This window comes from Micromonospora humida (assembly GCF_016901255.1).
GTDB classification, from domain to species: domain Bacteria; phylum Actinomycetota; class Actinomycetes; order Mycobacteriales; family Micromonosporaceae; genus Micromonospora; species Micromonospora wenchangensis.
In genome coordinates this window covers 1-8,412 of sequence record NZ_JAFEUC010000027.1, presented here as the reverse complement: position 1 = coordinate 8,412, position 8,412 = coordinate 1, and the positions used below count along the sequence as shown (strand labels likewise).

Annotated in this window: 7 protein-coding genes, 2 tRNA genes and 1 rRNA gene; 7 read left to right on the top strand and 3 right to left on the bottom strand. The window is 68.1% G+C overall.

Going from position 1 to position 8,412, the window contains the following annotated elements:
- Positions 1 to 748 precede the first annotated feature (748 nt).
- Together JQX11_RS31830 and JQX11_RS31825 are read right to left on the bottom strand one after the other, a co-directional pair.
- Positions 749 to 904 carry a hypothetical protein gene (locus tag JQX11_RS31830; RefSeq protein WP_204928618.1) on the bottom strand — a complete coding sequence of 52 codons (156 nt, stop codon included), beginning with the start codon at positions 902 to 904 and terminating at the stop codon, positions 749 to 751.
- 392 nt (positions 905 to 1,296) lie between these two features.
- Positions 1,297 to 1,370: transfer RNA gene (locus tag JQX11_RS31825), tRNA-Gly, on the bottom strand.
- Between the two features lie 385 nt (positions 1,371 to 1,755).
- Between JQX11_RS31825 and JQX11_RS31820 the strand changes: the two genes are divergently transcribed.
- The 6 genes from JQX11_RS31820 (at position 1,756) to JQX11_RS31795 (ending at position 7,424) form a co-directional block, all read left to right on the top strand.
- Positions 1,756 to 1,829: transfer RNA gene (locus tag JQX11_RS31820), tRNA-Pro, on the top strand.
- Between the two features lie 155 nt (positions 1,830 to 1,984).
- Positions 1,985 to 3,337, top strand: coding sequence for a trigger factor (gene tig, locus JQX11_RS31815; RefSeq protein ID WP_204928617.1), 1,353 nt, complete (start codon positions 1,985 to 1,987; stop codon positions 3,335 to 3,337).
- Between the two features lie 171 nt (positions 3,338 to 3,508).
- On the top strand, positions 3,509 to 4,150 hold the full coding sequence (locus JQX11_RS31810; RefSeq protein WP_067310650.1) for an ATP-dependent Clp protease proteolytic subunit: 642 nt from the start codon (positions 3,509 to 3,511) through the stop codon (positions 4,148 to 4,150).
- A gap of 10 nt (positions 4,151 to 4,160) precedes the next feature.
- A complete protein-coding gene (locus JQX11_RS31805) occupies positions 4,161 to 4,823 on the top strand; it encodes an ATP-dependent Clp protease proteolytic subunit (protein ID WP_030333536.1) in 663 nt (220 codons plus the stop codon).
- A gap of 214 nt (positions 4,824 to 5,037) precedes the next feature.
- Positions 5,038 to 6,333, top strand: a complete 1,296-nt coding sequence (gene clpX / locus JQX11_RS31800; protein WP_204928616.1) for an ATP-dependent Clp protease ATP-binding subunit ClpX — start codon at positions 5,038 to 5,040, stop codon at positions 6,331 to 6,333.
- 293 nt (positions 6,334 to 6,626) lie between these two features.
- Positions 6,627 to 7,424, top strand: a complete 798-nt coding sequence (locus tag JQX11_RS31795; protein WP_204928615.1) for a carbon-nitrogen hydrolase family protein — start codon at positions 6,627 to 6,629, stop codon at positions 7,422 to 7,424.
- A 27-nt stretch (positions 7,425 to 7,451) separates the two neighbouring features.
- Here the strand turns inward: JQX11_RS31795 and JQX11_RS31790 are convergent, their stop codons facing one another.
- Positions 7,452 to 7,676, bottom strand: coding sequence for a hypothetical protein (locus JQX11_RS31790; protein ID WP_204928614.1), 225 nt, complete (start codon positions 7,674 to 7,676; stop codon positions 7,452 to 7,454).
- Between the two features lie 662 nt (positions 7,677 to 8,338).
- Between JQX11_RS31790 and JQX11_RS31785 the strand changes: the two genes are divergently transcribed.
- Positions 8,339 to 8,412 (top strand): 16S ribosomal RNA (locus JQX11_RS31785); the annotation flags it as partial.

Here is an 8,412-nt window from a genome sequence, read left to right as displayed (position 1 = left end):
CGAGGACTCGCCACCCGCTACGACAAGTTGGCCGCCAACTTCCAGGCCACCCTCGATCTGGTCGAAACCCTCGACTGGCTACGCGCCGTCCCCGACAACCAAGATCCGCGAGACAGAACCTAGCCGTCCTGGTCGACGGCGAACGGGCAAGCCGCGAAGCGGCGCGGTAGCCGAGCGCCCCGGCATCGACGACGAGCCGCCACGCTGGCGCTCGTCACGGCCCAACCTATCGGTCACGACCAGTCCGACGCGTGGCGCGATACTCAAGGAACCAGTAGGTGGCCATGAGGACCGATGCGGCCAGCAACAACCCCGCACCGATCCACCGGCCCTGAGCGCGCCAAGCGCTGGGCGTGACCTCCGTGAGATTCCCTACCCCCAGGAGAGCGTAGAAGCCCATGCAGGCCGCCCCTGCGGCCCACACGCGGGGGTAACGCAGGGTCCGACCGAGCAGCTGAACCGTTGACGTGCGCCGGCTGCGAACAACCACCCAAGCAGCGCACCCGACCAGGGCGACAGCAGCGCCGGCAAGCAGAGTGCCGGCAGCCAGGATGTCCATGACCGTTTCACCCGACTCATAGGTCGTCACGGCAGTCACGGTAGCGGTACCACACAGCTGCCGACCGCAAACATATGGACAGCCGTCGTCTGGTGCGGCGGGCGTCGGGTGACCCGATCATGGCATCGGTGCTGGTCATGTCCGGTAGCCGTCACGAGATCGAAGACACCTACGCACTTTCTGACCTGGTCAGGACCACACATCACCGTAGAAGTCCTCGTCATCGTCGGCTTGCGGCAGCGGGGTCCGCCACCACAGCTCGATGAGGAACTCCTGGGTGTCGGCCCGCCTGCGGTGGACCCGAACCCCGTAGACGCCGGCTCCCTGCGAAGGGGTGACCTCCATTGCTGCTCCGGAGGTGATCACCTCGACGATCAGCTCTCCGGTCGGGCAGTGCAGCTCAAGCTGTCGAGATTCGTCCCACAGGCCGCTGTCCGGCGTGGGTTCACTGGCCCACGTCCGGAGTCAAGGCCCACCTTCAATGCGTCCGACAGAACTCGAACGCAGATTTCGTACGTGGACGCGCCGGCTACCTGGTCCTCCGTGTCTCGGCGTGACTCGCCTTCGTCGCCGGCATCACACGTCCCGCAGGACGAAATGGCCATAGTGGGGGCTGAAGGTGGTGCGGCGCACCAAGAGCGGCTTCATGGGTCCAGAGGCTGGCACCATCGTCCGACATTCGAGTACAAGAACGGCCCAGGCTCGGCGAGTATGCCGCTGACCTGGGCCGGAGGATATGGAGCGGGCGACGGGAATCGAACCCGCACCGTCAGTTTGGAAGACTGAAGCTCTGCCATTGAGCTACGCCCGCGTACGCCCGGGAACCGGACGCGCCGCAAGCCTACCCCCACCCCCTCCCCCCGGCATTTCCTCCCCCCGACCCCGTGTCCTCGGTGATCAAGAGGTTTGCGTCACCCTCGACGCTCCCCCCTGACGCAAACCTCTTGATCACCGAGACCGTGCCGAGGCCGCACCGAGGTCGCACCGAGACCGTGCCGAGGCCGCGCCGAGGCCGTGCCGAGACCGTGCAGGGGCCGTGCCGAGGGCATGTCGAGGACACGTTGATGCGCACCGGGGACACGCCGAGCGAACGCCGGGGGCGTACGGCACACACGTCGAACGCGAGTGGGGGACGGGCCGGTGGGGGACGCCCCGGCATACCGGGCAGGGCGCGACGGCATACACTTCTTTCGCCACGGGGTGTGGCGCAGCTTGGTAGCGCACTCGCTTTGGGAGCGAGGGGCCGTGGGTTCAAATCCCGCCACCCCGACTGCGTGCGCATCCCGGGGTCGTCCCCGGGAGGCGACGCCGATCCGTGCGGTTCGCCGGGCGCTGCCGGAGCAGCGTCCCGGCTCGCCTACACTCGATGCGCGCAATCACGCCCAGACCCAGACCCACCACTGAGATCCGTCAAGGAGTACGCCTGTGAAGAGCACCGTCGAGACTCTGAGCCCGACGCGCGTGCGGCTCGCCATCGAGGTGCCGTTCGTCGAGCTCGAGCCGAGCCTCAAGAAGGCGTACCGGGAGATCGGCCAGCAGGTCCAGGTTCCCGGCTTCCGTCGGGGCAAGATCCCGGCCGCCGTGATCGACCAGCGGGTGGGCCGGGGCACCGTGCTCAACGAGGCGGTGCAGGAGGCGATCCCGCAGAACATCCTCGCCGCCGTACGTGAGCACGACCTCAAGACGCTCGGCCGTCCCGAGGTCGAGATCACCGAGTTCAACGACGGTGACTCGCTCAACTTCACCGCCGAGGTCGACGTCCGGCCCGAGCTGACCCTGCCGGACCCGGCCACCGTCGAGGTGACCGTCGACGAGCTCCAGATCGACGAGAGCGAGATCGACGAGCAGGTCAAGAACCTGCGCGAGCGGTTCGCGACGCTCAAGACCGTCGAGCGGGCCGCCGCCGAGGGTGACTACGTGCAGATCGACCTGAACGCGACCGTCGACGGCGAGGACGTGCCGGGCGGCTCGGCGAGCAACATCTCGCACGAGGTCGGCAGCAAGCAGCTCCTGCCGGGTCTGGACGAGGCCCTGGTCGGTCTCGCCGCCGGCGACGACACCACCTTCACGACCCAGCTCGTGGGCGGCGACTTCGCCGGCCGGGACGCCGAGGTGGCGGTGACCGTCCGCACGGTCAAGGAGAAGGAGCTGCCGGAGCTGGACGACGACTTCGCCCAGATGGCCAGCGAGTTCGACACCATCGAGGAGCTGCGCGCCGACCTGCGGGAGAAGGTCACCCGGGGCAAGCGGGTCGAGCAGATCTACGCCGCCCGGGACAAGGCCCTGGAGCAGTTGGTCGCCGCCGCCGAGGTGCCGGCGCCGGAGGGTGTCGTCCGCGAGGAGGTCGAGAGCCGTAAGCAGGCGATGGTCGACCAGCTGGAGCGGATCGGCGCCTCGATGGAGGAGTACCTCGCCGCCGAGGAGAAGACCGAGGAGCAGATCGACACCGAGCTGACCGAGGCGGCGACCGAGGGCGTCAAGATCCAGCTGCTGCTGGACACCCTGGCCGACGCCGAGGACACCCAGGTCTCCGACGACGAGTTCGGCCACGAGATCGTCCACCGGGCGCAGCGCGCCGGGATGGCCCCGCAGCAGTACTACGACCAGCTGGTGCGCTCCGGTGCCGCCGCCGCCGTCTTCGGTGACGTGCGGCGCGGCAAGGCGCTCGCCTCCGTGATGGAGAAGATCAAGATCAAGGACTCGGCCGGCAACGAGGTCACCCTCGACGCGCTGCGGGCCGAGAGCGAGCAGGCGCACGACCACGACCACGAGCACTGATCCGACCCGGTAGGCCGCCGTGCGCCCGTTGCGGCGCACGGCGGCCGAACCCCTTTTCCGGGTACGTCCCGAGCCTGCTGCGCTGAGAGCGAACAGTGCCGCGAGCGGGAGTCGATCACCCGGTGGAGCGGTTAATGTCGGGTACGACGGTACGGAGAGCGAAGGGCTGCCATGACCGACATGCACATCCCAGCGAAGCCGCTCCGGGCGATCGAAGCCCGAGGTGGCGACACCATTGGCAACCTCGACGACTCGGTCTACAACCGGTTGCTCAAGGAGCGCATCATCTTCCTCGGCAGCGAGGTGAACGACCAGGTCGCCAACCGCATCTGCGCCCAGCTGCTGCTGCTCGCGGCGGAGGACCCGGACCGCGACATCTTCCTCTGGATCAACTCGCCGGGTGGCTCGGTCTACTCCGGCATGGCGATCTACGACACCATGCAGTACATCGACAACGACGTGTCGACCGTGGCGATGGGCATGGCCGCCTCGATGGGTCAGCTGCTGCTCTGCGCGGGCACCAAGGGCAAGCGGTACGCCCTGCCGCACGCGCGGATCATGATGCACCAGCCGTCCGGTGGCCTCGGCGGCACCGCCTCGGACATCGCGATCCAGGCCGAGCAGATGCTCTACACCAAGCGGATGTTCCAGGAGCGGGTCGCCCACCACACCGGGCAGAGCCAGGCGCAGATCGAGGCCGACTCGGACCGCGACCGCTGGTTCACCGCCCAGGAGGCCATGGACTACGGCTTCATCGACAAGGTGATCATCGGAGCCACCCAGGTTCCGGATGGCGCCGGGACCCTGAGCTGAGGAGCTGACGATGACCGATCTGAGCCTGCCGCCCCAGTTCGCGGCCGTGCACAACCGTTACGTCCTGCCGTCGTTCGTCGAGCGCACCTCGTACGGGGTCAAGGAGTCCAACCCGTACAACAAGCTCTTCGAGGACCGGATCATCTTCCTCGGCGTCCAGGTCGACGACGCGTCGGCAAACGACGTGATGGCGCAGCTGCTGACCCTCGAGGGCACCGACCCGGACCGCGACATCATCATGTACATCAACTCGCCCGGTGGTTCGTTCACCGCCATGACGGCGATCTACGACACCATGCAGTACGTCCGGCCGGACATCTCCACCGTCTGCCTGGGCCAGGCGGCCAGCGCGGCGGCGGTGCTGCTGTCGGCGGGCACCCCGGGCAAGCGGATGGCGCTGCCGAACTCGCGGATCATCATCCACCAGCCGGCCACCGAGGGCGGCTACGGGCAGGGCTCGGACATCGAGATCCAGGCCCGGGAGATCCTGCGGATGCGCACCCAGCTGGAGGACATGCTCTCCCGGCACTGCAACCGGCCGATCGAGCAGGTCCGCAAGGACATCGACCGTGACAAGATCATGACGGCCGAGGAGTCCAAGGAGTACGGGCTGGTCGACACGATCCTGACCAGCCGCAAGAAGGGCCTGCTGGCCGCCAACGCGGCCCGCTGAACACCATCGTTCGGAGGTCGGTCGGGGCGAGCAGTTCCCGGCCGACCTCTGACACACCCGTTTTGGGGGTCGGAGAAACCCTCGCCAGCGGGTAACGTCGGGGCCGTACGGCGTGGCCGGGTCGGACCGGCGGAACGGATTTCACCACGGACGGGCGTTCCGGCGCCCGCGGTTCAGGGCCGGTCTCCGGTCGACGAGTGCAGGGAGAACGTAGGTGGCACGGATCGGTGACGGCGGCGACCTACTGAAGTGCTCGTTCTGCGGCAAGTCGCAGAAGCAGGTCAAGAAGCTCATCGCGGGCCCAGGGGTCTACATCTGCGACGAGTGCATCGACCTCTGCAACGAGATCATCGAAGAGGAGCTGGCCGAGTCCGGCGAGGTGAAGTGGGAAGAGCTTCCCAAGCCGATGGAGATCTGCCAGTTCCTCGACAACTACGTCGTCGGTCAGGACCAGGCCAAGAAGGCGCTCGCGGTGGCGGTCTACAACCACTACAAGCGCATCCAGGCCGAGGCGGCCAACGCCCCCGGCGCCGGTAGCGACGCCGTCGAGCTGGCCAAGTCCAACATCCTGCTGCTGGGCCCGACCGGATGCGGCAAGACGCACCTCGCGCAGACCCTGGCCCGGATGCTCAACGTTCCCTTCGCGATCGCGGACGCGACCGCGCTGACCGAGGCGGGCTACGTCGGCGAGGACGTGGAGAACATCCTCCTCAAGCTGATCCAGGCCGCCGACTACGACATCAAGCGCGCCGAGACGGGCATCATCTACATCGACGAGGTCGACAAGATCGCCCGTAAGTCGGAGAACCCGTCGATCACCCGGGACGTCTCCGGCGAGGGGGTGCAGCAGGCCCTGCTCAAGATGCTTGAGGGCACGGTGTCGAACGTGCCGCCGCAGGGCGGGCGCAAACACCCGCACCAGGAGTTCATCCAGATCGACACCACCAACGTGCTGTTCATCTGCGGTGGCGCCTTCGCCGGCCTCGACCAGATCATCGAGGCCCGCACCGGCTCCGGCGGCACCGGCTTCGGTGCCCGGCTCCGGTCGGTCTCCGAGCGTTCCACCGACGACATCTTCAGCCAGGTGATGCCGGAGGACATGCTCAAGTTCGGGCTGATCCCCGAGTTCATCGGCCGACTGCCGGTGATCACCAACGTGCGCAGCCTGGACCGTTCCGCCCTGGTGCGCATCCTCACCGAGCCGCGCAACGCCCTGGTCCGGCAGTACCAGCGGCTCTTCGAGCTGGACGGCGTCGAGCTGGAGTTCGAGCCGGCCGCGCTGGAGGCGATCGCCGACCAGGCGATGCTCCGGGGCACCGGTGCCCGTGGTCTGCGCGCCATCATGGAAGAGGTCCTCCTCTCCGTCATGTACGAGGTGCCGAGCAACCCGGACGCCGCCCGGGTGCTGATCACCCGCGAGGTCGTGCTGGAGAACGTCAACCCGACCATCGTGCCGCGCGAGTTCACCGGTCGCCGGGCCCGTCGCGACCGCGAGGAGAAGTCGGCCTGACCGACACCCCGACCACCGTCGGAAGCACGGCCCCCGCGCGGGGGCCGTGCTTCCGCGCGTACGGCGCTTCTGCCCTGAGCGCCGTCTGAACGGGCCCGTCCCTCCCGATCCACACCCCCGGGCTCGCGATCGGCTCTCGGCCGCGCTCGGGGTGTCCACGTGGTGCCCGGTGGTCGACGACAGGTGGCCGAGCGTCCGGCGTCCGGGGACGAAGCCCCGGGCGGGGGTCCGCGTTCCGGCCCCGTCGGGCCGCGCACTGTCCCGGGTCGCCGTCCGCCCGTACCCTGGGCAGCATGCGCGTCGCCGTCTGCCAGCTCAACGCCCGCGCCGACCGGTCGGCCAACCTGGCCGCCGCCGAGGCTCTGCTCGTGCGGGCCGCGGCGGCCGGTGCCGACCTGGCGGTCCTTCCCGAGTACGTCGACTATCTCGGCCCGGCCGGCGGGATGCCGCCGGCCGAGGGGGTGGACGGGACGGTGGGCACCTTCTTCGCCGAGGTGGCCAGCCGGTTGGGGATCTGGCTGGTCGCCGGCTCCTTCCACGAGATCGGGCCGGATCCGGCGCACACCTGGAACACCTCGCTGGTCTTCGACCGGTCCGGCACCCTCGCCGCCAGCTACCGGAAGATCCACCTGTACGACGTGGAGATCCCCGGACGGGTGTCCTACCGCGAGTCCGCCACGGTCGCCCCCGGAGCGGAACCCGTGGTGGTCGACGTGGAGGGCCTGCGGGTGGGCCTGACCATCTGTTACGACCTGCGCTTCCCGGAGCTGTACCGGCGACTCGCCACGGACGGGGGAGCGCACCTGCTCGTCGTGCCGGCGGCGTTCATGATGCACACCGGCCGGGACCACTGGGAGGTTCTGCTGCGGGCCCGGGCGATCGAGAACCAGTGTTTCGTGGCCGCCGCCGGGCAGACCGGTGACCACGACCCGGGCCGGACCTGCTTCGGCCGCAGCATGGTGGTCGACCCGTGGGGCACGGTGCTCGGCCAGGTGCCGGACGGACCGGGTCTCACCGTGGTCGACCTCGACCTGGACCGGCTGCGCACGATCCGCGCCGAACTGCCCAGCCTGGCCAACCGCCGCCTCTGACGCACCCGGCGGCGGGGCCGGGTGCGGTCAGCTCAGCAGCACCCCCACGACTGCCAGCGTGATGATCGCCGCCGCCGTCACCAGCAGGGCCGTTCCCATCCTGGAGGGCCCGCGCCGGGCCAGCCGGACGACCGACAGTACGACGACGACGAGCACGACCGCCGCGATCACCAGTTGCCAGAAGGGCAGCAGGAGTCCCAGCAGTGCGTCGTCGGCGAGGGTGACCGTGGGGGAGCGGGACGCCTCATCCATGGCAGCCACTCTGGCACGGATCGGCCACCTCGGCGTTGTTTCGGTGCGCGGGCACAACACCGGCAGGGGTGCACGCCGGCAGGTGATGCCTGCCGACGAAGGTAGTGACGATCGTTGATTTGCCTTCCGTGGGGCGTCCGCGTAACTTTCTCTCTGCACGCGGGAGGGCGGACGAACCGGCTGAAAGCGGGCACCAGGATCGTGGCGGAGACGCCGAGCGATGCTGAGGATCGGGCGGTGCGGGACTCCCCGGAAAGTCGGGGTTGCGAACGCGAAGCCGACCGGGTAAGGTTCTGAAGCCGGCAGGGAGCCGGGCGGGCACCGCGAAAGCGGATGCCGGCCGGTCTGCTGATTCCCACGATCGCAACGACCACCGGAAACGGTGTGCGTGACAACGTGGATAAGGCTGAACCAGGCTGACAGATCGCGACAGCGAATTTGACAGCGGAATTCAGTCCAAGTAACTTAGAGAAGTTGCCCCGGTCGGGTTGCCGTTGGTGCGGTGGTTTGGCTGGTGTGTGGTTGTTCTTTGAGAACTCAACAGGGTGCTTGTAAAGCCAGTGCCAATTGTTTTATACCCCGGGCTGGCCGAATCTTCGGGTTTGGTTGGCTGGGATTCCTTTGGCAACACTTTTGTTGTCAGGATGCTGTTCAACAGGTTTTTGTTGGAGAGTTTGATCCTGGCTCAGGACGAACGCTGGCGGCGTGCTTAACACATGCAAGTCGAGCGGAAAGG

Bases quoted from the DNA above. Each gene is read 5' to 3' on its own strand.
- JQX11_RS31790 (WP_204928614.1), bottom strand. From the start codon at position 7,676: ATGGATGAGGCGTCCCGCTCCCCCACGGTCACCCTCGCCGACGACGCA.
- JQX11_RS31805 (WP_030333536.1), top strand. From the start codon at position 4,161: ATGACCGATCTGAGCCTGCCGCCCCAGTTCGCGGCCGTGCACAACCGT.
- JQX11_RS31810 (WP_067310650.1), top strand. From the start codon at position 3,509: ATGACCGACATGCACATCCCAGCGAAGCCGCTCCGGGCGATCGAAGCC.
- JQX11_RS31795 (WP_204928615.1), top strand. From the start codon at position 6,627: ATGCGCGTCGCCGTCTGCCAGCTCAACGCCCGCGCCGACCGGTCGGCC.
- JQX11_RS31830 (WP_204928618.1), bottom strand. From the start codon at position 904: ATGGAGGTCACCCCTTCGCAGGGAGCCGGCGTCTACGGGGTTCGGGTC.